Source organism: Arthrobacter sp. JUb115 (assembly GCF_004365035.1).
Taxonomy (GTDB): Bacteria; Actinomycetota; Actinomycetes; order Actinomycetales; family Micrococcaceae; genus Glutamicibacter.
On sequence record NZ_SOBS01000001.1, the window covers coordinates 384,362 to 409,315 of the forward strand.

The 24,954-nt window shown below is 61.0% G+C and carries 17 protein-coding genes; 6 read left to right on the forward strand and 11 right to left on the reverse strand.

All coding sequences use genetic code 11. From position 1 onward, the window contains the following. The 3 genes from rsmA to EDF61_RS01805 all read right to left on the reverse strand — a co-directional run bounded on the left by rsmA (position 1) and on the right by EDF61_RS01805 (position 3,367). Positions 1–885 (reverse strand): 16S rRNA (adenine(1518)-N(6)/adenine(1519)-N(6))-dimethyltransferase RsmA, encoded by an 885-nt coding sequence (rsmA, locus tag EDF61_RS01795; protein ID WP_105657482.1) that lies wholly within the window; start codon positions 883–885, stop codon positions 1–3. Between the two features lie 100 nt (positions 886–985). Next, a complete protein-coding gene (locus EDF61_RS01800; RefSeq protein ID WP_133833063.1) occupies positions 986–2,152 on the reverse strand; it encodes a resuscitation-promoting factor in 1,167 nt (388 codons plus the stop codon). Positions 2,153–2,410: 258 nt separating this feature from the next. Next, positions 2,411–3,367, reverse strand: a complete 957-nt coding sequence (locus tag EDF61_RS01805) for a TatD family hydrolase (RefSeq protein WP_105657480.1) — start codon at positions 3,365–3,367, stop codon at positions 2,411–2,413. 209 nt (positions 3,368–3,576) lie between these two features. Between EDF61_RS01805 and EDF61_RS01810 the strand changes: the two genes are divergently transcribed. The 3 genes from EDF61_RS01810 to EDF61_RS01820 are packed head-to-tail and all read left to right on the forward strand — an operon-like array spanning position 3,577 to position 8,291. Continuing rightward, positions 3,577–4,539: an AAA family ATPase gene (locus EDF61_RS01810; protein ID WP_133833064.1), complete on the forward strand. Its 963-nt coding sequence runs from the start codon at positions 3,577–3,579 to the stop codon at positions 4,537–4,539. 9 nt (positions 4,540–4,548) lie between these two features. Beyond that, positions 4,549–5,865 (forward strand): DUF58 domain-containing protein, encoded by a 1,317-nt coding sequence (locus tag EDF61_RS01815; RefSeq protein ID WP_133833065.1) that lies wholly within the window; start codon positions 4,549–4,551, stop codon positions 5,863–5,865. Next, positions 5,862–8,291, forward strand: coding sequence for a transglutaminase TgpA family protein (locus tag EDF61_RS01820; RefSeq protein WP_286172073.1), 2,430 nt, complete (start codon positions 5,862–5,864; stop codon positions 8,289–8,291). The genes EDF61_RS01815 and EDF61_RS01820 overlap by 4 nt, the downstream gene beginning before the upstream one ends. A 67-nt stretch (positions 8,292–8,358) precedes the next feature. Here EDF61_RS01820 and EDF61_RS01825 read toward each other — a convergent pair whose 3' ends face one another. Both EDF61_RS01825 and rsmI read right to left on the reverse strand, forming a co-directional pair. Next, positions 8,359–9,846, reverse strand: coding sequence for an NAD-dependent succinate-semialdehyde dehydrogenase (locus tag EDF61_RS01825; RefSeq protein ID WP_105657476.1), 1,488 nt, complete (start codon positions 9,844–9,846; stop codon positions 8,359–8,361). A 138-nt stretch (positions 9,847–9,984) separates the two neighbouring features. After that, positions 9,985–10,845: a 16S rRNA (cytidine(1402)-2'-O)-methyltransferase gene (gene rsmI, locus EDF61_RS01830; protein WP_133833067.1), complete on the reverse strand. Its 861-nt coding sequence runs from the start codon at positions 10,843–10,845 to the stop codon at positions 9,985–9,987. 68 nt (positions 10,846–10,913) lie between these two features. On the opposite strand from rsmI, the gene EDF61_RS01835 reads away from it, so the two are divergent. Next, on the forward strand, positions 10,914–12,524 hold the full coding sequence (locus tag EDF61_RS01835; RefSeq protein ID WP_133833068.1) for a dolichyl-phosphate-mannose--protein mannosyltransferase: 1,611 nt from the start codon (positions 10,914–10,916) through the stop codon (positions 12,522–12,524). Between the two features lie 78 nt (positions 12,525–12,602). Continuing rightward, on the forward strand, positions 12,603–14,444 hold the full coding sequence (locus tag EDF61_RS01840) for an AMP-dependent synthetase/ligase (protein WP_133833069.1): 1,842 nt from the start codon (positions 12,603–12,605) through the stop codon (positions 14,442–14,444). 72 nt (positions 14,445–14,516) lie between these two features. On the opposite strand, the gene EDF61_RS01845 is transcribed toward EDF61_RS01840, so the two are convergent. Both EDF61_RS01845 and EDF61_RS01850 read right to left on the reverse strand, forming a co-directional pair. Then, positions 14,517–15,953, reverse strand: coding sequence for a TIGR01906 family membrane protein (locus tag EDF61_RS01845; protein WP_133833070.1), 1,437 nt, complete (start codon positions 15,951–15,953; stop codon positions 14,517–14,519). Between the two features lie 284 nt (positions 15,954–16,237). Beyond that, a complete protein-coding gene (locus EDF61_RS01850) occupies positions 16,238–16,639 on the reverse strand; it encodes a DUF3499 domain-containing protein (RefSeq protein WP_208294212.1) in 402 nt (133 codons plus the stop codon). A 91-nt stretch (positions 16,640–16,730) separates the two neighbouring features. Here EDF61_RS01850 and EDF61_RS01855 point away from each other — a divergent pair, with 91 nt between their 5' ends. Next, on the forward strand, positions 16,731–17,189 hold the full coding sequence (locus EDF61_RS01855; RefSeq protein WP_105657471.1) for a metallopeptidase family protein: 459 nt from the start codon (positions 16,731–16,733) through the stop codon (positions 17,187–17,189). Between the two features lie 11 nt (positions 17,190–17,200). On the opposite strand, the gene EDF61_RS01860 is transcribed toward EDF61_RS01855, so the two are convergent. From EDF61_RS01860 to EDF61_RS18990, 4 genes are read right to left on the reverse strand one after another with little or no spacing between them, the layout of a single operon-like run. Then, the gene (locus tag EDF61_RS01860; RefSeq protein ID WP_133833071.1) at positions 17,201–18,130 is read right to left on the reverse strand and encodes a COX15/CtaA family protein; all 930 of its coding nucleotides are present in this window, start codon (positions 18,128–18,130) and stop codon (positions 17,201–17,203) included. A gap of 26 nt (positions 18,131–18,156) precedes the next feature. Next, on the reverse strand, positions 18,157–20,778 hold the full coding sequence (locus tag EDF61_RS01865) for a DUF5719 family protein (protein ID WP_133833072.1): 2,622 nt from the start codon (positions 20,776–20,778) through the stop codon (positions 18,157–18,159). Beyond that, positions 20,778–24,302, reverse strand: a complete 3,525-nt coding sequence (locus EDF61_RS01870) for a glycosyltransferase family 2 protein (protein WP_133833073.1) — start codon at positions 24,300–24,302, stop codon at positions 20,778–20,780. The genes EDF61_RS01865 and EDF61_RS01870 overlap by 1 nt, the downstream gene beginning before the upstream one ends. Then, the gene (locus EDF61_RS18990) at positions 24,248–24,772 is read right to left on the reverse strand and encodes a WhiB family transcriptional regulator (RefSeq protein ID WP_105657494.1); all 525 of its coding nucleotides are present in this window, start codon (positions 24,770–24,772) and stop codon (positions 24,248–24,250) included. Before EDF61_RS18990 ends, EDF61_RS01870 begins: the two co-directional genes overlap by 55 nt. Positions 24,773–24,954: the final 182 nt, after the last annotated feature.

A 24,954-nucleotide genomic window follows, 5' to 3' on the forward strand; every position in this document is an offset into this window, starting at 1 on the left:
TTATGCCTCGCTAGCTGGAGCTTCAGCCGGAATATCCTGTGCGGCACGGGCAATGTCGATGTACTGGTCAATATCCAGCTTCTCGCCGCGTTCCTTCGGATCAATGCCTGCTGCAACCAGGATCTGTTCTGCACGAGCACCGGAGCCTGCCCAGCCGGAGAGGGCAGCGCGCAGCGTCTTGCGGCGCTGGGCGAAGGCTGCATCGATGATGGCGAAGACTTCCTTGCGATCCGGGGCATCGCTGCGGTCCTTGTCGCGGGTGAACCCCACTAGGCCGGAGTGGATCTTCGGAGCTGGCCAGAAGACGTTCATGCCGATCACGCCAGCCTTGCGCATGGTTCCGTACCAGGCGCCCTTCACCGATGGGACGCCATAGATCTTATTGCCCGGGGTGGCGGCCATCCGGTCGGCAACTTCGTCCTGCACCATGACCAAGCCATTGCGGATGGACGGGAAGTGCTCCAGCAGGTGCAGCACCACCGGGACGGCAACGTTATAGGGAAGGTTGGCGACCAGCGAGGTTGGCTCGCCGGGAAGTTCGGTGACCTTCATGGCGTCGGAAAGGATCACGGTCAGATCGTCTTCTCGGCCAGGGCGGAACTCGGCCATGGTCTGCGGCAGTCGCTTTGCCAGGGGTGGATCGATCTCCACGGCCACGACTTTGGCGGCGGCATCCATGATGCCCAGGGTCAGGGAACCTAGGCCCGGGCCTACTTCCAGCACTGTTTCGGATGGGTCGACTTTGGCGGCGGCGACAATGCGGCGGATGGTGTTCCCATCGATTACAAAGTTCTGCCCCAGCGTCTTGGTAGGGCGGATTCCCAGCTCTTCGGCCAGACGACGGATTTCGGTGGCCCCAAGCAGCGGCAAAGATTCCTTAGACATCACAAATCCAATTCTAGTTCAGCTAAATTGATCCAAACATAACAACGCGACGCATCCACCGTGATGGTGGACGCGTCGCGTTGTTATTCGGCTTTTGCTTTTAGCGCAGGCCCAGCTTGGACGAGCACGATGGCCAGTGGCCCCAGCCGCCTGATCGACGCAGCACTTCAGCTGCAGCGATCTGCTCCTGCGGAGTTGCCTGGTGCGGCAGCGGTGCGTACCGGGTGCCACCCACATTGCGCCACGACGATGCAGAGAACTGCAGTCCGCCGTAGTAGCCGTTGCCGGTGTTGATCGACCAGTTGCCGCCGGATTCGCACTTGGCCAGTGCAGCCCAGGTCGAGGAAATGCTGCTCGGGGTTGGAGTGTTCTTGGAAGTTGAAGTTTCCTTCTTCTCTTCCTTGGTGCCAACACGGATTTCCTCGGCAACGGGCTTCTTGGTGACCTTGGACTTGAGGACTTCTTCCTCGCCCTTCTTGCCGTTGCGGGTTTCCTGGCGCAGGGTCAGCTCACGCTCGCCCTTCTTGCCTTCGGTCTTGACCTCGGTGTCGCCCTTATCCAACGAGCTGTCCTTGACCTTCTTGGTCTCGAAGTCGATGTCGCGCGTTTCGTCCCACGTCTTGACCGTTACGTCGATCACCTCGACAGTGGTGCCCGCGGCCAGCTTGACGCTGTCCTTGACGTCCTTGTCGGTTTCGTCCTTGATCTTGACGTTGATTTCGTCGTTGCCGTCGACCTTGATCTTCTCGTCGGCAAGCAATTGCTTGACGGTCAAAGCAGTCGTTGCGATTTTCTTCTTCTTGTCCTTGACGACCAGGGTCATTTCCTTGGGCGTGATGACTTCCAATTCATCGCTCAAGGCTGCGAGCTGCATGTCCTCATCGAGGGAAACCTCGGAATCCTTATCCAGGTCGAGCTGTTCAACCACGTCGGCAACGGTCATGCCGGTAGTGTGCACAACGCGCTCGGTGCCATCCACGGTTACTTCGATCGACTTGTTGCGCTTGATATCAACAAGCTGCTGGTCGGCAAGCTCGGAATCCAGTGCTGCGGAGATCTCGTCGCGCTCAGCCAAGGCAACATCCTGCTGTTCCAGCAGTGCGCCAACGGTGGCAGCACGGGTGGTGATTTCCTGGCGCTGGCCGTCCACCGACACGACGACCGATTTCTGGCCAGAAATATAGAAAACAGCACCGGCAATAACCACAGCTACGGCGAGCGCCTGAGCCAGGTATTTCACCCAGGTCTTCTTGAGCAAGTGAGTCACGGTAATGAGGTCCCCATCGTTTGTAGACCCAACTGCGGGAATCCTGTCAGGATCTCCGGTTGGGCCCGGCAGTGTTCGCTGCCTGTCCTTCAGTCAAAGTTGCGCCGTGTTTCCACTTGCAGCAAGGCGTGAGGATCAGGCTGTCCTGAACACACCGTGCCGAAAATAGGCGGGGGCGGTACCGGACATCTCATCCACCGTAACCGAATTGTTATATTTGTGGCAAGTGTCCTGTAACGAGACACACAACCTCCGGGTCTAGAATTCTCCGTACACTTCTCGCGTATTCGCATCGATCCGGGTGCAGAATTCGGCCAGATCGATCCCCTTGGTTTCCGCCAAGAACCTAGTCGTGTACGGAATCATGTAGCTGGCGTTCGGGCGGCCCCGGAAGGGGTGCGGCGTCAAGAACGGTGCGTCGGTTTCTACCAGAAGCAGTTCTGGATCCGCCAGCGCCAAGGCCTCGCGAAGATCATGCGAATTCTTGAATGTCACAGTTCCAGAGAACGACATGTACCAGCCGTTGTCGTTGCAGATCCGGGCTAATGCCGCGTCCCCAGAGAAGCAGTGGAAGACCACTTTCCCCGGCAATGGCGCGTCCTTGAGCACACGAACCACGTCCTCATGGGCATCCCGGTCATGGATCTGCAGGGCCTTGCCCTGCTCCACCGCAATGCGCAGATGCTCCCGGAAGGAATGCTCCTGGGCGCCACGTCCGTCTTCACCGGTACGGAAGTAGTCCAACCCGGTTTCGCCAATTGCACGCACCCGCGGATCCGCGGCAAGTTCTTCGATCCGCGCGATCGCTCCTTCCAGCTCCCCGCGTTCAGCCAGACGCGCGGCATCGTTGGGGTGAATGGCTACCGCGGCCAGGATATTCGAGTACTCGTTAGCTACCTGGACCGCGTATTCCGATGACTCCACGTCGCAGCCGACCTGGATCAGCCCTTTCACGCCAACAGCTGCCGCCGCCGCCAGGGCATCGGCAGCCGTGACCTTCACAGTTCCGTCAAGGAAATCCAGATGCGTATGGTTATCGACCACTGGCACTGGAAGCGCTTCTGGCGCTTCCGGGTACTGCAAATTGCGCTGGCTTCCGCCCTTTTCATTGCCAGAAGCACGCGACCGCTCCCCCTGCTCTGCTGCAGCGGCTTGCTCCGTCGGGCGGTAGGCCTCGGGAACCAGGGTGGGATCAGTGTGCTTCTTCTTGGACACGGTTATCCTTTGCGCGTGAATACTGGGATCGAATCTGTGGTTAATTGTGGCACCACTAGGGGTAGCAACGACAATCAGGTGCTCAGCTCCCGGTAGTTAGGCTCTGTTGCTGGACAAAAGATCCCCATATGATGTGATGCAAGACCCAATTGAATGAATGCTGCGGCGATCGATCTTGCCAACGATTCGTTCTTCAGGAGGAACCGCGCATGAGTGCAAACCGAACAGTGCCGTCGCTTGATTCGGCATTCCAGTCCAATTGCCAGCGCATTTTCGATGCTGTCCAGAGCGTCATCACCGGCAAGCCGGAGGCGGTGACTAGCGCATTGACGGTTCTGCTGGCACAGGGCCACCTGCTGGTGGAAGACGTTCCCGGGGTCGGTAAGACCATGCTGGCCAAGTCATTGGCGCGCAGCGTCAATGGTTCGGTGCACCGCATCCAGTTCACCCCGGACCTTTTGCCCAGTGACGTCACCGGTGTCTCGGTTTACTCCCCGCAGACTCACGAATTCACTTTCCATCCCGGACCGGTCTTCGCCAATATCGTCATCGCCGATGAAATCAATCGTGCGAATGCCAAGACCCAGTCGGCATTGCTGGAATGCATGGAAGAAAAGCAAGTCACCGTCGATTCGATCACCCATCGACTGGAGCAGCCTTTCATGGTTGTGGCCACGCAGAACCCGGTGGAATCCGAGGGCACATTCGCCCTGCCCGAGGCGCAGCGTGACCGATTCATGGCGCGGCTTTCGCTGGGTTACCCACAACGCGACGCCGAAATCACCATGCTCACCGGCCGGCACCAGTACGACCCATTGGAAGCACTGCAAGCCGTGGTGCAGCTGGCTGATCTGGGATACATGATTGAGCAGGTTAAAGCGGTGACGGTCACCGAACGGCTAGGCGCCTACGTAGTGGATCTGGGCCGAGCCACACGCGAGCACCCGCAGGTGGCGCTGGGGGCCTCGCCTCGCGCACTGATTCAGTGGGTTCGCGCGGCCAAAGCCCATGCCGCGATCCATGGACGCGACCACGTCTTGCCAGAAGACGTTCGCAGCGTGGCCCAGATGGTGCTGAACCACCGGTTGATCCTGACCCGGCGAGCGGTTGCGGACGGCTTGGATGCCAGCGCCGTGATCCAAGAGCTTGTTGCCAGCACCCCCGTGAGCTAACGGGCAGCCATGGAGAAGATTCCCCGCTACGATTCGCGCGATGCCCTGTCCTGGACGCGCACCGAAAATTCGGCGACAGCCCTGCGACGTTGGCACCTTGATCTGTTCACCGTGCGCGGTTGGTGCACTGCCGGAGCTGGCGGCCTGCTGGTGTTCGTGGCATATCTCCTGGGCCGGCACGAAATGATGGCTTTGGGCCTGGCCCTGGTGGCGCTGGCTATGGCGAACTGGGGTTTGGCCTTGCGCCTGCGCGGACGCACGATTATCCACCGGGAGCTGCTCTCGGCGGTTCCCAGCGTTGGCGAGGTCAGCAAGTTCCGCTTGTCGTGTGCTGAGCGTTCCATCATCCAGGAACAATTGCCGGAGGATTTCGGGCCCGGCCCACGATTCCAGGCCCCGGGTTCAATCGAATACGAATTGGTGTTCCGCACACGCGGGATCCACCTTGTGGGACCAGCCCAGCAAATAGTCGTGGACCCTCTGGGGCTGATACAGGGAATGGTGCGCACCGGAGCGAGCCTGCAGATTCCCGTGCGTTCCCAATTGCACCGGTTGGATCGTTTCGCCCCGCTCGGCGAACGAACGCTCACTGGCGATGCGAAATTCTCCAGGAGCACCACCACCGACTACTACGATGTCGCGACGCGCGACTACCAGCAAGGCGACTCCGTCCGCCAGGTGCATTGGAAAGCCAGCGCCCGGCACGGAAAGCTCATGGTCCGCCAGGAAAACCGCGTGGCAACCGCGCAGGCGCTCCTGGCCCTGGACACTTCCTTCGAGCATTGGAATCACAGCGGATCGGATCTGAGGATCTCGTTGCCGCAGGCTCACGCCGAAGCACTCACCAGCAGCCGCCGCTTTGAAAATGCGTTGTCGTTGGCCAGCAGCATCGGCCTGAGATATGCCACTAGCGGCTACCAGCTCGCCTTCCGGGACCTCACCGGGGTTTCGTTGGCGCAACGGGACCCGCAAAGCGTCTCCGAGCTCGGCGCGCTGAACAGTTTTGAAGACTTCCATGCCGCAACTTCGGACCTGGCCTTGGCCAACGGAACAGTTGAAGCCAACGGTTCCGAGATTCTGGGCAATACCCTGCGCAAGGAGCTCTTGGTGTTCCGTGAAGAACCGGTCATCATGATCCTCGGAGAGCTCACTGCGCCGCAGGCAGCTTGGCTGGCTACGCTCTCGCGCACCGTGCGCAATGTCGAGGTTTTCCTGCTGGTCAGCCACCCTGAACGCTATGGGCAGATACAACTTGAATTGGCTCGCACCAGCTGGAAAGTGCATATTCTTCCCGGCGATATGGCGATAGACGAGATGTGGGGATGATGAGCGCTGGCCGTGCTGGGGCAAGCATTCTGGCCCCGACTCCTGAAAACCCGGCACCGAGCGTTGGCTCGGCTCCCGCGATGCGGCTTCTGCTCGTGCGGGTTGCTGCTGCCTGCTGCCTTGCAGTCGCTGTATTAGCGGGTGCCGCCTCGCTGTCCGGGGTCATTGAAGGCTCCAGCTGGTTCCCGGCCTTGGTCCTCCCGGTCTTCGCCGTGCACCTGTGCGCCGGTCTGCTGCGCGCAGTCCGGCGCTTGCGCTGGAGTGCTGTTCCTGCTGCGGCAATCGTCGCCGTGGCGTCCATTGCGCTCAGCGATGCCCGGGAAAGCAACATCTACGGTTTGCCTCTCGCCCAATGGGTGTGGAATGTGCTTGGTGAAGCGGGAATCCAGCTAGCTACCCAGGTGCCGCCGGTAGCCAATTCCCGCTCTGTGGCTTTCAGCGTATTGTGCTTCACTTTGGCAATCAGCCTGATCGTGGAAATGCTGGCCAGCTCGCGGCGCATGGCCATGCTGATCATCATTCCCTTGTCCCTGGCGCCGATCATCGCGTCGCTGTTCAAGCAGGAAGGCGCCGGAATTGGCTATCTCGCGCTGCTGTTGTCGGCAGTGCTCGGCTATATTGCGCTGATTCCGTATCTCTTTGCCCCTGCATCTTCCAAGCATTCCCAAGTGATGCTTCCCGCGCCCAGGACACTGGGAATTCTGGGTGTCAGCGTGATGGCCTGTGTCGGTGCCCTCTTGGCGGCCAGCATCTGGATGCCTGGTTTCCGCAGCGGCATGTTCTCCGAAGGGCAACGTCCTTCGGGTGATCTGCTGGCCAGCAATGTCGATCCGCTGATCAACCTCGGAAGAGACCTCCGCTCGAACAGCGGTGTTCCCATCCTGGACTACTACACAACTGCTGAAGAAGCGCCTTACCTGCGCACTCAGGTGATCAAGGATCTTTCCGCAGACCGCTGGGAACCAAGCGAAAGCTCCATGCAGCACACGCTTGATGGCACCTCCGCGGTGTCAACGAATTTCAGCACGTTCAACAGCACCGACGAAGTCTTGCGAATGACTTGGCCTGATGGCATCAGCAGTCCGGTCCTTCCTTTGCCCAACCAATCCTATTTCGTGCAGGGCATCGTCGGGGATTGGAACTGGACCTACGAGACCTCGGTGGCTAGGCTCACTGGCGACGCCATGGCATCGACCAACGACATTTCAGTGGCCTACGCGGATTTGGCCATCAGCACGCAAATGGTCCGCAATGTCGGGCACATGGGAGTCGACGCCAGCGACCAGCTGCCCGAGGAATACCTGCGTCTTCCGCAGGATCCTGACAACGGATTGGAACCGTTGCTGCAGCAAACCCTCGATGAGGTTTTCGGCAAGAAGGGGAAGCCTGCCAACGACATTGATACCGCCGTGGCTTTGCAGCATTTCTTCCGTTCCGGGAATTTCGTGTACTCCGAACGCACCCCGCTGCGCGAAGGCTACGACGGGGCCAATCGTCGAGTTGTCGAAGCATTCCTGGCCCGGCGCCAGGGGTATTGCGTGCACTTCGCCTCGGCGATGGCCCTGCTGGCTCGTGAAGCCGGAATCCCTTCGCGCATTGCCGTGGGGTATGCACCCGGTGAAGCCAGCGGAGACACTCTCGAAATCACCGGGGACACCGCCCAGAGCATGCTGGAACGGCGCCTGGAAGAAGGTACCGAGCTCACCGGATATACCGTCAGCGGGAAACAGGCCCACGCGTGGCCAGAATTGTATTTGAACGGGCTGGGTTGGATTCCGTTTGAGCCCACCCCGGGTCGGGGCTACTCGCCAAGTTACGCGCCGGAACCAACTCCTACGTCGAACCCGCAAGAAAGCACTGCACCCCAAGTGCCCACCGAGCGCGGCAACCCGAGCCTACCGGCCAGCGCCGCGCCTTCTGCGCCGGCACCGTCCGCAGATTCTGGGACGCAGGGCACAAAGGCAGTGTGGCTGTTGCCAGCGGTCTTGTTGCTGGCTTTCCTGGCACTGGGTGTTGCCCCGTGGCGGCGCCATCGCCTGCGTGAGGAGCGGCTAGGACGCGTGCGCCGTGGCGGCCATGATGCCGCTCCAGCTCTGCTGGCCGAGCTGCAGGCTATTGGGGCCGATTACCGGGGGCCGGCTGGCAGCCACGAGTCGGCCGGTGACTACACTACCCGGCTGGGCGAAGACCATCCCCAAGTCGCCAAGGATTTGCAGTCCCTGAAAACTGTCATCCAAGAGAGCTTCTACGCCAACAGGCATCCCAGCGCTGATGATGCCGCTCCGCTGCTTGACGCCTTGCACGCGATCCAGGGCAATTTGCGCAGCGAGCTGTCCTTTATCCAACGAATCAGGGCATTCTTGTTCCCTGCTTCGGTGCACCCGCGTCATTCGCGCTCGGAAGAATCCACGCGAATCGACATGTAGCCATCGGTTTAACCGGCCAAGGCCCGACCGGAAGAATCCGGTCGGGCCTTGGCGCGAGCTGGAGAATCTACTTCTTGGCTGCGTAAGGATCGGCAATGCCGATGTACTGCACGGTGGTGTATTCCTCCAGGCCTTCGGCGCCGCCTTCGCGGCCCAGGCCCGACTGCTTCACGCCACCGAATGGTGCCGCGGCGTTGGAGATCACGCCAGCGTTGAATCCAACCAGGCCGAATTCGATCTGCTCCGAAACACGGAACATGCGGTTGAAGTCCTGCGAGTAGATGTAGGAAGCCAAACCGTATTCGGTGGAGTTGGCCAGCTTGATAGCCTGGGCCTCATCCTTGAACGTGGTCACTGGTGCCACTGGGCCGAAGATTTCCTGGCTCAGGATCTTGGCGTCGTTGGCGACATTGGCCAGCACGGTTGGCTGGTAGAAGTAGCCCGGGCCGTCAACTGGCGCGCCGCCGGTGATGGCAGTCGCACCGGCGGCGACGGCGGCTTCAACCAGCGAGTGGACTTCGTCGCGGGCCTTTTCCTCGACCAGCGGGCCTACCGTGGTGTCGGCTTCGGTGCCGCGCCCTGGCTTCAGGGCCTTCATCGCTGCAGCGAACTTGGCGGTGAATTCCTCGGCAACGTCCTCATGGACCAGGAAGCGGTTAGCAGCGGTGCAGGCTTCGCCCATGTTGCGCATCTTGGCTGCCATGGCGCCCTCGACAGCGGCATCCAGATCGGCATCTTCGAAGACGATGAATGGTGCGTTGCCACCCAACTCCATCGAGGTGCGCAGGACCTTGTCTGCGGCGTCCTTCATCAGCTGCTTGCCCACCGGGGTCGAGCCGGTGAAGGAAACCTTGCGCAGGCGGTCATCTTGCATCAGCGGGCCGGAGATCTTCGAGGCCGAAGCGCCGGAGACCACGTTCAGCACGCCAGCTGGAAGGCCTGCTTCCATCATCGTGGCTGCGAAAAGCTGGGAAGTCAGCGGGGTCAGCTTGGCTGGCTTGAGCACCATGGTGCAGCCTGCCGCTACTGCCGGGCCGACCTTGCGGGTAGCCATGGCCAGCGGGAAGTTCCATGGGGTGATCAGCAGGCATGGGCCAACCGGCTTGTGCTGGACCAGTACCTTGTTCTTGCCCTCGGGGGTGGTGAGGTAGCGGCCGTAGTGGCGTACGGCTTCTTCGGAGAACCAGCGCAGGAATTCGGCGCCATAGGTTACTTCGCCATAGGCCTCGGCCAGTGGTTTGCCCATTTCCAGGCTCATCAGCAGCGCAAAGTCATCCTTGCGCTCGGTGACAAGGTCGAAAGCACGGCGCAGGATCTCCGCGCGTTCGCGTGGTGCGGTCAGTGCCCATTCGGCTTGGACTGCGTCAGCTGCATCCAGTGCAGCCATTGCGTCTTCGCTCGTAGCACTGGCCAGCGTCAGCAACTTCTCGCCGGTAGCCGGGTCGAGCACGTCGAAGGTGCCACCGTCGGAGGCATCCCTCCATTCGCCATTAATCAATAGGCCGGTTGGCACCTTGGCAAGCAGTTCCGCTTCGCGCTGGGCAGTAATCGACATACGAGCATCTCCTGATAGAAAATAATGAAAACTAATCGTCTTTGATGTCTACGCTATTCCTGGCAGGTGGTGGCTGTAAATTGCCGTCTGCACGATAAACGCGAGCATTCATTGTGCATTTAGCCTATGCGACTTCGGCTATTTTCCCGCTTCGTGACGTGCTGCCAGAACAGCTTCATAAAGCTCGCGTTTCTGCACGCCGAATTTTTCGGCGACTTCGGCCACGGCCTGCTTCATGCGCATGCCTTCCTCCACGAGGGCTGCAACCTTGGGAAGCAAATCCTCGATGGATGCGGCCTCGGCTTCCGGGGCTCCGTGGACAACCACAACAATTTCTCCGCGTACGCCATCTTCTGCCCATGCGCGCAGATTTGCCAGTGAATCTCGACGGACCTCTTCAAACTTCTTGGTCAGCTCGCGGGCTACGGCGGCCTGGCGGTCTTGGCCAAATGCTTCGATAGCGGCATCAAGGAAGTCGCTCAGCCGGTGAGGAGCCTCGAAGAACACCATGGTGCGATCTTCGGCGAGCAAGGAATCCAGGCGCTTGCGGCGTTCCCCCGCCTTGCGCGGCAGGAAGCCTTCAAAGGTGAAACGGCCAGTTGGCAATCCGGACAGGGCCAGCGCGGTGAGCACCGCAGAAGGGCCCGGTACCGCGGTGACACGGATGCCAGCACTCAAGGCAGCGGCCACCAATGGGTAGCCAGGGTCCGATACCGCCGGCATTCCTGCATCGGAAACCACCAGCACAGTCGCGCCCTCGGCGGCCAGGTCAATCACATCGGAGAGCTTGTGAGCCTCGTTATGCTCATGCAAGCTCATCACCCTCGCAGTGATTTTAATGCCCAGGGCATGGGCCAGGTGGTGGAAGTTTCTGGTGTCCTCCGCGGCGATGATATCGGCACTGGCCATAATCTCCCGCAGACGCGGGGAGGCGTCGGACAAATTGCCAATCGGGGTGGCTCCCAGGACGATTACGCCCTCATTATCTGAGTTCTGCACATTCTTAAGCCTACGCGACGCAGGAAAAGCCCACTTTCTGGACTTTCCACCGGTAGCATGAATTGGTGATGGGCACCTCGGTTTTAGACACTCCGGACTCCGGCCACGTACGCTCGGCGCGACAGGCCTTCACTTTCGAGAGCCTGAAACAACGGCTCCTGCCTGTGGTGGCTCCCAGCGGCCCGCTGATGTGGATCATTCCGCTGGTCGTGACACTGATTGCCGGCCTCTTGCGCTTCGTCAATCTGGCGCACCCGCACCTGCTGATCTTTGATGAAACCTATTACGTCAAGGACGCTTTCGCGATGCTGCAAAGCGGATACGAGCGCGAATGGGCTGACGACAGCGACGGAAAGTTCATCGCAGGGGACCCGCAGCTGGAAGCTGAAGCTTCTTTTGTCGTCCATCCGCCGCTGGGCAAGTGGATGATCGGCGTGGGCATGCTCCTCTTCGGTGATTTCAATGGCTTCGGTTGGCGTTTTTCCACAGCGCTCGTCGGCACCCTCTCGGTCCTGCTAGTCACTCTGTGCGCCCGCTTGCTCTTCGGTTCCCACGTCCTTGCCGGCATCGCCGGTTTACTCATGGCCATCGACGGCCATTCCATAGTCATGTCGCGCACCGCGTTGCTGGACATCTTCTTGATGTTCTTTGTGCTTGCCGCGTTTTATGCCCTGCTCAAAGACCGGATACATGGCAGAACCGTGCTTGCCCGGAAGCTTTCAGTACCCGAGGGTAACCGGCCAGATGACTTCCTGCTCGTTCATGGCCCCATGCTCTGGTGGCGCCCATGGCGGCTGATCGCAGCGATCATGCTCGGTGGCGCAGTTGGCATTAAATGGTCGGCGCTGTCCTTCGTAGCTGTATTCTGCCTCATGGCGGTACTTTGGGACTTTGGTGCGCGGCGCACCGCAGGAGTTCACAAGTGGCAGTCGGCGGCATTCATCCGCGACGGAATCTATTCCTTCTTCACCATGCTGCCGCTGGTGCTGCTGACCTATTTGTCCACGTGGACCGGGTGGCTGATCACCCAGGGCGGCCGATACCGCCATTGGGCCGAGGAGAATCCCGGCGAAGGCATTAGCTGGCTGCCCTCGCCGTTGCGTTCCTTGTGGCATTATCACCAGGCTGGCTACGAATTCCATACCGGGCTCGACTCCGAGCATGGCTGGCAATCCTCGCCGTGGACGTGGCCCTTCGCCGGACGTCCAGTGCTGTTCTACTTCGAAGGCTACGACAAGGGCGCCAACGGCTGCGGGCTGGAGCGTTGCACCGAGGTTATTACCGACCTGCCTAACCCGTTGATGTGGTGGGCCTGCACCATCAGCATGTTCTTGCTGATTCTGTGGTGGACTGGCGCCCGTGATTGGCGCGCCGGAGCGATCCTCTCATCGGTAGCGGCCGGGTTCCTGCCGTGGCTGATGTACCCAGAACGCACAATGTTCTTCTTCTACACCCTGCCACTGGTTCCGTTCATGGTGCTCGCGTTGACGTATATGATTGGCAGGTTCATTCCACGCGACCCTAATTCCAGTGCCGCGCACCGATCACGCATCATCGTACTCACCATATTCATGGCGCTATTCCTAGTCACGTCGGCCTTTTTCTGGCCGATATGGAGTGGGGAAATGATCGCGGATGATTACTGGCGCTTGCACGTGTGGCTCCCCAGCTGGGGCTAGGCTGCCCGTGGCTTGGCCACCTGTTTCCATGAAATAGGCCACTAAGACGACCATCAAATCCCAAAGGACAATTCTTCAATGCAAGAAGTAACCGTCGAGCTACTCACTGATCTAGCACCAGAAGTAAACACGACGAGCCTACTCCTTGATCGCGTAGCACGTGGGGCGCAACGACCACTGTTCAGCGTGCAGCGCGACGGCACCTGGCATGATCTCAGTGCCGGTGATTTCCTCATTGATGTCAAGCGCCTGGCAATGGCGCTGATCAATGATGGGCTGCAGCCCGGTGACAAGGTCGCCATTATTTCCCGTACCCGCTATGAATGGGCTTTGGCAGAGGAAGCGGTGTGGTTCGCCGGAGGCGTGACGGTTCCCATCTACGAAACCTCCAGCGCCTTCCAGATCGAATGGATCCTGCGCGACTCCGGTGCGCGCGTGGTTTTCGCCGAAAACCACGAGCTGCGCGCCAACGTCCGCCAGGCGGCGGCTCAGCTGGGCGAACCGGTTCGCACCCACATCTTTGAAGGCTCCGACACGGCGGACAAGACGCTTATTCCCTCCGCTGGCCTGCATCAGCTGATGGTTCCTGCCAACCAAGTCGATGAGCAGCTGGTCGAATCCCGCCGTGCTTCCATGACCCTCCAGGACGTGGCCACGATGGTCTACACCTCGGGTACCACCGGGCGTCCCAAGGGCTGCAATATGACCCACTCGAACTTTGCCATGGTGGCGCATAATCTGGCCGGCCATATGCTCGAAGTGCTCGGTGAAGAGCGCCGAACGCTGATGTTCCTCCCGCTGGCCCACGTATTGGCTCGTGCCGTCCAGCAGACCTGCATCCACGGCGGATCGGTGATTGCGCATTCCAGTTCCATGGCCAATCTGGTCGAGGACATGTCCGCGGTCAAGCCCGGCTTCCTGCTGGCCGTGCCGCGCGTCTTCGAGAAAATTCGCACCACCGCTTTGGCCACGGCCGAACGTGGCGGCAAGGCCGAGCTGTTCCTCAAGGCAGAACAGGCAGCCATCGAGGTTTCCAAGATCCGTGATGCGCGTGCGCGTGGCCTCAAGACTCGCATGCCCTTGGGCCTGCGTGCCCGCCATGCCTTGTTCAGCAAGGTCCTCTACCCGAAGTTGCAGGCCGTCTTTGGCGGCCACTGCGGTTACGCGATTTCCGGAGCCAGTGCATTGAACCCGGACTTGGCTCATTTCTTCCGCGGCGCTGGCATTGAACTGCTCGAAGGCTACGGCCTGACCGAAACCACCGCCCCAGCCACCGTGAATCAAGCATCACGAATCCGCGTGGGCACCGTGGGACGTCCGCTTCCCGGCACCTCCATCAGGATCGCCGATGACGGTGAAATCCTGGTCAAGGGCATTGGGGTTTTCGCGAGCTATCACAACAATCCTGCCGCCACGGCTGAAGTCTTCGATGAAGACGGCTATTTCAAGACTGGTGACACCGGTGTCCTGGATGATGGAGGATTCCTCCAGGTCACTGGCCGCAAGAAGGAACTGATCGTCACCGCCGGCGGCAAGAACGTCTCACCTGGCCCGTTGGAAGAGATGGTCCGCGCCGGACGCATCGTCTCCCAGTGCGTACTGGCTGGCGAACAGCGCCCATTCATTACGGCCATGATGACCCTGGATCCCGAAGAACTGGTGCTGTGGGCCAAGGCCAAGGGGCTTGAAGCCATGACCCTGGCTGAGGCGGCGATCAACCCAGCAGTGATCGCCGAAATCCAGAGCTACGTGGATACCGCTAACTTGACCGTTTCCAAGGCTGAGTCCATTCGCAAGTTCGTGGTCTTGGAAGAGGAATTCACCGAAGCTTCCGGGCACCTGACCAACTCGTTGAAGCTCAAGCGCCAGAGCGTTCTCGAAGAATTCGAAGGCCGCGTGGAAGCCCTCTACCGCCAGTAATTCCCACTGCGTAAAGCAATGGGGAGCAGTTCACCATGAACTGCTCCCCCAGTGCTTTAAGCCTTGTGCCAGCTAGTTGCCAATGCCGAACGCACGGGCCTCCTGGCGCAGCCGGGCCGCCTCACGGCGGCGGCCGGTTGGCCAGCAACTGATCAACACAGCGACGATCGTGGCCAGCACCAGCACGGCGATGCCGATGGCGCTATCGAGCCAGTACTGCTCTGGGTACAGGCGGATCAGCGTATCGCTGACGTTGAAGGTCCAGGTGCCGTCGGAGAAGAAGAGGGCATGGAACTGGGTGAAGAAATTGTCCCATCCCACAATCGCGGAGACGGCCAGCGCAGCAATGCCCGCCAAGGCCAAGATCGCTCCCGAGAACAATGCACGCCGTACGCCGCCTGCATAGCGCTTGGCGAGGTACCAAACACCGATGATCAAGATGACCGCTAGAACAGCGCCGAGGATATAGGCGAACCCGATGAGGTTCTTCACGTCCACCATGTGCTGGACTTCCCCTTCGGTGAACATGCTTGAACCGGTGGAAAGCTTCAGGCCGGCCAAGTATTCGGGGCCGGCAAAGTTGTTCAGGTAATCCACACCGTAGCTGCCGTAGGTCAGGCGTTCAGAATCGGTGAAACCAAAGGAATCGCTTGGGAATCCAGGGCGGCCGTAGGACAGGGCCAGGAAAGCCGGCGTGGCAACCAAACGGATGGCAGCGATCAAGGTCAGCAACGGGAAGACCAGAGCCACGATCACCTGGGCAGTACGGCCCAGGGCCGGCTTCGAGTTCAGTGCCCGTTCGCGCGCAACCCGGCGCTTCACGGCCGCTTCGGAAGGTTCCGGTTCTGGCGCGTAGCTGCCAAAGACGCGGTTACGTGCTTGGGCAACGGCAGCCTTTGTTGTTGGCAGGGATCCGGTCTTCGGAGCAGCAGACACCGGTGGCACGCTTTGCGCGGTGGTTGCCTTCTCGCTGGCTTGCGGCTCAGCGGACTTTCCAGCACCGGCGGCGGCTTCGCTTTGCACCTGCTTCTCAGCTTCGATTTCGTGCGGCAGCTTGATGGCGCGAATGACATCTTCTACTGGCTCTTTAGCGGCCGGCTTCGCAGCGGGCGCCTTGGCGGCAGGCTTCGCGGCCGCAGGTTTGGCCGCAACTGGCTTGGCGGCTGCCTGCTTGGACGCCGCGGGCTTGCCGGGCGCTGGCTTGACCGGCTGCTTGGTTGCCGGGGCTTTGGCCGCAGCAGGCTTGGCCTCAGCTGGCTTGGCCGCAGGGGTCGCGGCAGGCTTGTCTGCCGCTGGCTTCACGGGGGCAGGCTGCGCCTTGGCTGCAGGAGCTGCAGTTGGGTTCTTGGTCTCGGCGTCGGTTTTGCCGGACATCGCGCGGCGGATGGCCTCTTTGCGGGCTTCTTCCTTTTGGGCAGCGGCGTTTGCCTGGGCCTGGTTCTTGTGCTTTTCCAGGCGCGCAGTAAGCTCTTCAGCTTTTTGGCTCAGGCTGGTCTGTGGGCTTGGCATGTTGCCAGTGGCAGCCGGTGCCGGCTGGCCCGTAGTTCCTTGCCCTCCAGTGGGGTTTTTCGCCGCCTCAGCCATGAGGAGTCCTCCTGCAATTCGCGCGATGGTGTGCTGTTTTGGGGTTGCTTTACGGGCCGAGTACGGCGCACGCGCCTTTAGCATATCCAGCGAGGCGAGTCATCTGACGGATTACCACACCACAATTGGATTTCAGCTAGGACACAAAGAGGTGCTGCAGATGCCGCCGAAGTGCCGATGCAGGTTCAAGAATTCTTCGAGAAGAAGGTCTAGGCTTCTTCGTCGCCAGCTGGGAGCACAGCCAAGCGGACGCGAGTGTCAAAGCGCTGTGCACGGATATCGCGGGGACGGACCGAATCAATGGGCGAATCCGATGCGTGGCGAGGTTCGCGAACCTTTGGCTCGCGATCGCGGACGGCATTCACCAACGCGTTCAGCTCATCTTCTGGTTCAAGCACATCTGGGATGGCGCCGCGGATCAGGCTCCACCCGCTGGGAACTGTCAGACGGTTCGCATGGCGGGCGCACAGGTCGTAGCAGTGCGGTTCCGGGTACGTCGCCAAAGGCCCAAGAACAGCAGTTGAATCTGCGTATACGTAGGTAAGAGTAGCGCGGGCCGTTTCACGGCAGGCTGGGCGAGAACAAAGACGAAGACCTTCCACGTTTGCCATTCTACTCGGCTGGTCAGCACATCCTTGGGATCTTCGCCCATTTGCGGGCTGATGGGCACCGGCACAGTGTCGCAAGCGCTAGGCTGAGTTAATGAACTCCAAGTTGCCTGATCCGCCAAGCGGTTCCCGTCGCCACCGCCACGGACGCGGGCGGCGTGGCCCGCTGATGCCCATGCATCTTCCTGCTTACCGTTCACGGCCGGAACGATTTGATGATGCCGTGATGGCCAGTGCGCAAAGGCTCTCGGAACGCTGGCCCGGAGAAATTGAAAAGATCGATTTCCTGATTGATCCGGTGCCCAGTGACAAGCTGCTGGAACAGGCTGCTGCACTGGGCGAGCGGGTGCCGCTTGCATCATCAAAATCAGCTTCGGCTAGCCGCCCAGCGCGCATCATCATTTATCGCTTGCCCATTGAGCAGATTGCGGAAAACACCGGCGAACTCTTGGATCTGGTCCATCAGTGCGTGGTGCACGAGGTCGCGCAGCTTTGGATGAAACCCATCTCGGAAGTGGACCCCGCATATTTCCCTGAGGATCCGGACTACTAGGGCCATCTTCTCTAGCTGGCCTGGATCCGGCTTTCACGTCCCGGCGCATGGGAGGCCAGGCCAACGCGCACGGCACCGATCCATACCAGCGCAGCACCAACCAGGTGGGCGACCACAAGCAGCTCTGGCAGGCTGGTCATGGCCTGGATCGCTCCGAGCAGCCCCTGTCCGGCAAATACCCAGAGGTAGAGCTTGGCTTTGTGCGCCACGTCCGGTACTTGTTCTTTTCTTGCTTGACGCCACATCACCAAAGCAACAACCAGTGCGCCCACGGCTGCTGCGGCATGCACGAGAGTGATCTGCAGCCAGTCGAAGCCCATCCGCGGGACCTCGACCGAGTCTCCGGCATGCGGACCTGAGCCGGTCACCCCGGTGCCAATGATGACGAGCAGGGCGCTGAGAACAACTAACCAGGTTCCCAGCGACTTCAGCGAATCCGTACTGGCTTTTGAGCCGGCGTTTCCCAGATTCTGCACCTTGTCCCAGGTGGCCGCAGCGGCAGTGAGCAGCAAGGTCGCAGCCAGGAAATGGGCGGCAACTACGTAGGGGTTCAGTTTCACCCAGACGGTGATCCCGCCAATGACCGCATTGAGCACAACAAGCCAGAACTGGAACCACGCCCATCGGGTGATGCCCGGAACTGGTTCGCGTTGCAGTCGGGCGGCAATGATGACCCAACCAACCGCTGCGCACAGGACAAAGGTGAGCAGCCGATTGACGAACTCGATGGTCGCGTGAATCCCCATTTCAGCGGTTGGCGCGATGGAGCCGCCGGTGCAGGTTGGCCAGTCGGGGCAGCCTAGTCCTGCCCCGGTGACTCGAACGACACCGCCGCCGACAATAATCAGAATCGCTGCGATCATTGCCGATAGCGAAGCTGCCTTGAGCGAACTGCGTTCCAGCGTGATTCGCTCAGCCAGCCATGCGAAAGGGGTCTTCAATTATCCAGTTCCTTAATGGCGGATTCCTAGCCGCCGATGTTCACCACAATGCCGTCGCGTCCGGCATTCGCCTGTGGCATGGCAGCCCAAGCGATGGAACGTTCGGAACCGAGCACCAGCTGGGCCAGGTAAGCGTTGGCATCTGTCGAGAAGATGACTGCTTGGGCATCTTCGGAGACAGATTTCGGATCAAAGACAACATTCTGCCCTGCCTTGATCTGGAGTTTCTTCGGTTCCTCCAGCTTGCCGTCCTTATTAACCACCACTGCTTCCACCGCTGAGTCTGCAGCTACAGCGGCGATGGCGAATTTCCCAGTGCCATTAGCCGACAGCGGCATGGCCTGCGTACCGGCTAGCGCGTTGGAGCTCACCGCCCAGGCAGTGTCCGAGGAGTCCTTCGGGTCCGCACCGCGAACCATCTTCACCGCTGCGGTGACCGGAGCATCGGACTCGACAACTACCGTGTAATAGCCACCAGCCAGCTGGGTCAGATCCACAATCTTCGTCGCGTCGGAGTCGACGGCGAGGTTATCGTCGAAGCTGGCGGCGACTTCGCCGTCTTCGCCCAGGACCTTCACCTTGAATCCAGCGCCCGAGGAGCCTGTTGCCGCAACGTGCAGCTGTGGAACCAAGGACTTGTTGTCATTGCTGAGCTTGGAAATATTCTCCTTGCTCTCGATCCACACTCCCGGAATCACCTGGCTATTGGAAGCCGTCGCGTTGGCGCTGACCAGTTCAACACCCGACGGGGTCAAACCGCGCAGGGCGGCCTGCTGGACCGACGCAGTGATTTTTCCGCCAACACTGGTGATTTCAGCCGAAACAGAATTCAGGTTCTGCGCGTAGCCGCCGAGCACGATGGCCCGGCTCTCCCCCGCTGCCAGGACAATGTTCTGCAGCGTCGAGGTGTCGATCAAGCCGTCTGGACCTCGAAGCCGCAGGGACACCTGGGCAGTGGTATGCGTTGGGTTGGCCAAATGCATCACGCTGGTGGATCCGGTACTTGTCTGCAGGCCGGTGAATCGCCAGTTGGACGCCGGGGCCTGGCACGTTGCGGCAGCAAGCCCTGCCAGGTCGCCATCCTTGGCTTGGTAGCTGCGCACGGCGCTGCCCTTCGAAGCGAGTTCGCCCAGCGGCTGCAAGGTGTAGACCTGGGCGTCATCGATATCGTTGGCAGTTGAAATCTTGCTGGCGCGGCCGGTCAGGCCCTCATCATCAGCGCCACGGGCCTCGGCAGCTTCATCCTCAGGGATGCGTCCAGTCAGCTCATGCGCGCCGCTGCCGTCGAGCTTGGTGAAGGAGGAGCCCGGAATGCGCTTGGCCAGATCCGAAACGGCAATGCTGCGCAGGTTGCTGGAAATGTCCTTGGCACCTGGGGCGAACTGCGCATCGGTGCCTTCCACGCCCTTGAGCAGCTGCGGGGTTGCCGAGCAAACGCTGCTGGAGTCACCTGCGGGCAGGTTCGTCACGGCAGCTGGCAACGACTTTTCGGCCGGTGCCGGGGCAAAAATTGATCCGGCACCCACTGCAGCGCCGGCAGCCGCAACGGCTACCAGGCTGAGCAGAACCGCTCCGGTCTTCTTGCGCGTCGGCGCGGCTGCCGCATCCTTGGAGGCCGCGGCGCGGGCCTTGTCCAGCTTCTGGCGACGCTTCGAGACGTTGCCGTCCACCGATTCCGCCTGCGGCCCGGCTGCAGGCGCAGCCAGCGCACTGGCAGCGGCAAGTTCTTCCTTCGCGGCGTTCCGCGCGCGAACCTTCTCCAGCCGATGGCGGCGCTTGGCAGCCTTCGGATCTTCCGGTTCTGATGCCTTCGCGGCTTCTTCTCCAGGCTTCGGGCCGGCCGGCTGGTTCTTCTCAGCCTCGGTGGAACCAGCGCCAGCTGCGGCACCAGTGGCTGCCACGCCGGCAACTTGCGCAGCTGCGCCTTGCTGCCCCGAGGAGTCCCCGGCATCGTTCTGCTTCCCGGAAGCCCTAGCCGCTTCTGCGGCCGGCGGCTTGACTGGTTCGGGAACAACTACAGGGTCCTGGGCTGCAGGCTTCTTCGGTCCAGCGTCCTGGGCGGCACCAGGCCCCGTCTTGCTTCCAGCCGCGGCTGGGCCGGCGTTCTTGGCAGGCTCGGCGCCCTGGGAGTGTTCCGGCTGCGCAGCTGCATCAGTGGTGCCCGCGGCGGCTGCATCAGCTGCAGGCAGTTTGGCGTGCGCAGCCTCAGGCTGCACCGGTCCGGCTTGAACGGAGTCCGGCTTGGGAGCCGGCTTCTGTTCCGCCGATTCGCCTTGAGCCTTCGCCTCGGCAGCCTGCGCGGTGGGCACGGTTGCCGTGGCGTCCTTGTTCCCTGACTTCGCCTCGGGTTGCGGCTTTGCTTTTGGTTCTTCCCGCTGAGCGGCCTTGGCTTCAGCCTTCGCCGCTTTCTCGGCGTTCTTCGCTTCGGCCTTGGCGCGGGCCTGGGCTTCCTTGGCGCGGGCCTTGTCCAATTTGGCATCGACCTTGGCCCGGGCCTTGGCAGCCTTTGTCTCAGCACGCGATAGTGTCGCCGACACTGGGGTGGTGTCCTTGGCTTCTGGTTGCGCGGAGGCCGGTTTCGGGGCCGGAGTCTGTTCAGTTGGCTTGTCAGCAGAATCCGCTGAGTTCACGTTCTTCTCGTCGCTCACTACTTCTTCTCCTGCTCGGCATCGGCGTCCGAAATCCGGTCGCTGAGCTTCGGGGTCAAGTTCTCACGAATCTCGCTGGCGCGTTCGCGTGCCTCGCGGCGGCTCAGTGGCATGGTGCCGGTAGCCGGGCTCTGGACTTCGGCGGCCGCCAAAACGGCCGAGCCGTCGGCGAGTTCTTCATTTTCGTCGCGTGGTTCACGGAAGCGGTATTCGTTGTTGCGGTAGTTGGCGAATCGCCGCGAGCTTGGCACCGGAATGGCCAAGAGGACGGTAATCAGCAGAACTATCGCGCTGAGCACCAGAACCGGTATGGCCGTGGAGTCCTTGTGCGACAACGTCAGCTTGCCGCCCTCGGCAGGAAGCTCGTAAGCCTGGGCCCATCGAGTTTCCGAATCCTCGGGATAGGACACCGAACGCAGGGATTCGCCATCAACGCTGGCCCGCAGCTTCGGATCCGACGCTGTTGCAAGGACCAGGGTCCGCTTGGCATCAGAAGCCGGAATTTCCAGATTGGCGATCTTGCCACGCTGGGTCGGCAATACGCTCACGTCACCGTTTTCAGCGACAACGCGGGCAAATCCAGCGCCCTGATTCTCTTCATCGGCTTCAAAATCCACTCGCCACAACCAGCCGCTGTCGGTCTGGCCGACCGATGCCAGCCCAGTTGCCGCATCCAGGATGCGCACGGTCGCTGGGACAGATTCACCAGTCTCGTTGAGCACGACAAAGCCCACGCCCAAGTCGCGCAGCGATTCGCGCGAATCCAATGCGGACTCGGAGAGCAGCATCGCTACGGCTTTGCTCTGAACCTGCGCGGTGGCAGAAGCTTCATTGCGTTCAGGATCCAGCAGCGGTCCGGTCAGCTGCTTGACCTGCGAGTAGCGGCTGATGCTGTCCAGGGTTTCACCGGAACCCGAAACCAACTGGCTGTCGATTTCACCGGAGGAACGCGGGCTGAGCACCAAGGTGCGCTTCTGGAATTCGGAGCGGCCCGCATCGGCTGCCGTGGCAGGCAGGGTGCGAGGCTGGGAGCTGTGGACCTGCTGAGCCGAATTCAGGGAAGTCAGCGTTTCGGACTCCGCGGCCGGATTCAGCTGGGCGCCAAGCAGCACGGCGCCGGAAGCGAGAACCGCGAGCACGCTGAATGCGGCCATCAGGCTCATCGCCGTACGAGAACCCTGCGTCCGCATCGAGCGCGGCTGATCTTCATGGCGCAGGGCAGCTAGCGCGTTGGCGGCAGCTGCAAGCAATGCAAACATGGCAAAGGAGACGAACGGACCGGTGTAGGCGCTCACCGCGGTGTGCGAGTCCAAGGTGAACGGGACGAAACCGACGGCCCATCCCGCTGCCAGCGACAGGACTGCGCCCCACAGCAGGCGGCGGGAGTTCCGGCGCATGCTGGAACTGTGGCTGAGCGAAGAACTCAAGGTCCCGAAAACAGCCAGCACGATGATTGGAGCACCGACCAGCAGTGCGGCGACCAAGGCCCACGGACCGGCGGGCAGGAAGTCCCAACCCACCAGCGAGGCGTTGGCGTTGAAGGATTCCGGGAAGCCCAGCAGCATCTGCCATGGGGCAGCTGGCGAGAACGCGCGCGCCGCGCCGGGCTCGGTCAACAGCAGCCGCAGATCGCCCAGGCCGGCAAACAGCAGCGGAAGATTCCACACGATTGCAGGCAGCGGGATCCACCACAGGCTGCGTGCGCGGCGCACCGAGAAGATGGCCAAAACGTAAATCAGGATGCTGGCGGTCAGGAAGAATGAAACGGAACCGGCGGAGATCACCCAGAGCAGCAAGGCGGCGCTAGCCGAAGCGGTCCATGCGGATACGGATTGCTGCTTCGGGTTCTTGGGCTTCGCGCCTTCGATGGCCACATGGGCATTCATGGCACGGATAATTGCCAGGAAGAACAGCGGCAGCAAGATGTGGATCAAAACCGAGCCGACTCGTCCCGAGGCCAGCGAAGAGACCAGCGAAGGCAACAGGGCCCAGATCAATGCGGCGAAGAACCGGACAGCACGCGAACGGCTCACCGCGCCAATGCCCCACCACGCGGTCAGGGCGGCCAACGGCATCGCGGCGAAGAAGAGATAGATCGAAGCTTCGTTGGCATGGTTGAAAGTCACCAGCGAGAAAAGCCAGAACAGCACATCGGAGTTATCCGGCGGAGCGCTCAATCCGGTGGTGATGTTCTGCCACCACGATAGGGCGTTGGCGCCGATTTCCTGGTTGTTGTTGGATAGCGGGCGCAGCGCGCCGCCGGACAAAGCAGTGGATCCAAGCAGGCTGCGCCAAGCAACCAGCGAAGCGGCCCCGGAGAGCAAGAGCGCCAGAATCAGCGAGAGTACTGCGGTGGTGCGCGGCGGACGGGCGATTCGCACGAAGTCGGAGAAGTTGTCACCGCTAGGTTCAACCATCGCGTCGGCGCCGCTGCCATCCCCGTAGACCTCGCTATCGGCACGCCCGGTATTCACATTGCGGCGGTATTCGCGCACCTGTGCGCCGGAGACCATCAGCTTACGGACCTGGCGGCGTGGAATTTCGCGGATCTGGGCGACGTTGCGTCGTGACGCGGCCAGCTTGCCCGGGGAGAACAGTCCGCGCAAGACCGAAGCCAGGTGGCTGAAGCCATGCCCCGGGTCCTTGGCCAGCAATGCTACGAGGAAGTGGCCGATGCCGCCGAGCAGCAATCCAATCCACAAGAACGGCAGTTCCAAGGGCGAAGCGAACTTCAAGCGCTGGAAGACTTCCGAGCGCTTGGCTTCGCGCGGGCCTGCCAGCGAGTCGACGACCTCGACCTGGTGGTACATCTTGGCACTTGGCACCACGACCACGCGGTGACCGGCCAGGCGGTTGCGCCAGCATAGGTCCACGTCGTCGCCACGGCCCGGAATAGCCGGATCGAATCCGCCCAGCTGCTCAAAGATCTCGCGCCGGATAAACATGCCAGCCGAGGACACGGCAAAGTAATCGCTTCGTCCGTCGTACTGGCCCTGGTCGACTTCGTCGATATCGATCATGGTCAGGCGCTGGGCCTTGCGGTCCACGCTCAACCCCACCTCGACCAGGTGGCGCGGGTTATCGATGTCCAGCAGCTTGCAACCGGCAATGGATACCGATTCGGAGGCCTCAACGGTCCGAGTCAGCTGTTCCAGCGCGTCGGGAGCAGGCATGGAGTCATCATGGATAATCCATAGCCATTCATCACGGTCCGAACGCGCTTCGGGCAGTTGCGAAACCGCTACTTCCAGCGACAGCCCCAGGGATCCTTCATCGGCCACCAGCAAGGCGGAGTTGGAAGGCAAGTTCGCCCGCAGGACCTCTAGCGATGCGTCAGAGGACGAAGCGTCAACTCCGACGAAGCGTTCGATAGGCCGGGACTGGTTTCGCAGTGCGGCCAAAGTGCGTGGTAAAAAGTCAGCGCCATCGTGCGAAGCAACGATGGCGGTGACGTGAATTGGCGGACGAATTAGATTGCTCGTTTCCGTAGACGGCGACGTTCGCGCTCTGAGAGCCCTCCCCAGATTCCGAAGCGCTCGTCATTGCTCAAGGCATATTCTAGACATTCCGAACGGACAACACATGCGCCGCAGACACGTTTCGCGTCGCGAGTCGATCCGCCCTTTTCAGGGAAGAACGCTTCGGGGTCAGTCTGTGCGCACAGAGCACGGGCCTGCCAGCCCAGCTCGCCCTCGTCAACTTCGCCGCCAACACCAAGCCAAACTGCCTTGATGGTTTCGCGCACTTCGTCATCCTCGTCGAGCTCAGGAGCCCACGAGCCAACCGAGGAGATTTCTTCGGTGTCGGATAACGTGTCGTGCTCTTTCAGGAAGCTGTCGGCCGCGGTCTCCAGATCGGCTGCAACTGCAACCCGTGCGGACTCACCGGCTTGAGGATCGACAAACCAGTCGGATGGTGCGTCCTCCAGCCCGTATTGAGCCGACGCAACAGCCGAGGTCGAAAATTCGGAGTACCCCTGCTCCAGATTCGCCATGGTGATGTTGACCTTTCGATTGGTTTGAGGAGATCGGGCCGTCATTGCTCCCGATCCATCCGGCAGCATTTATTCCATCGAACTAGCGAAAAGTGATGAACCTGCCCGGACTCACCATCTAATTACAGCCGTGTAACTCCGCTAGAGTCAAGCGGGGAGGTCATTCTAAGAAGAGTTCTCAG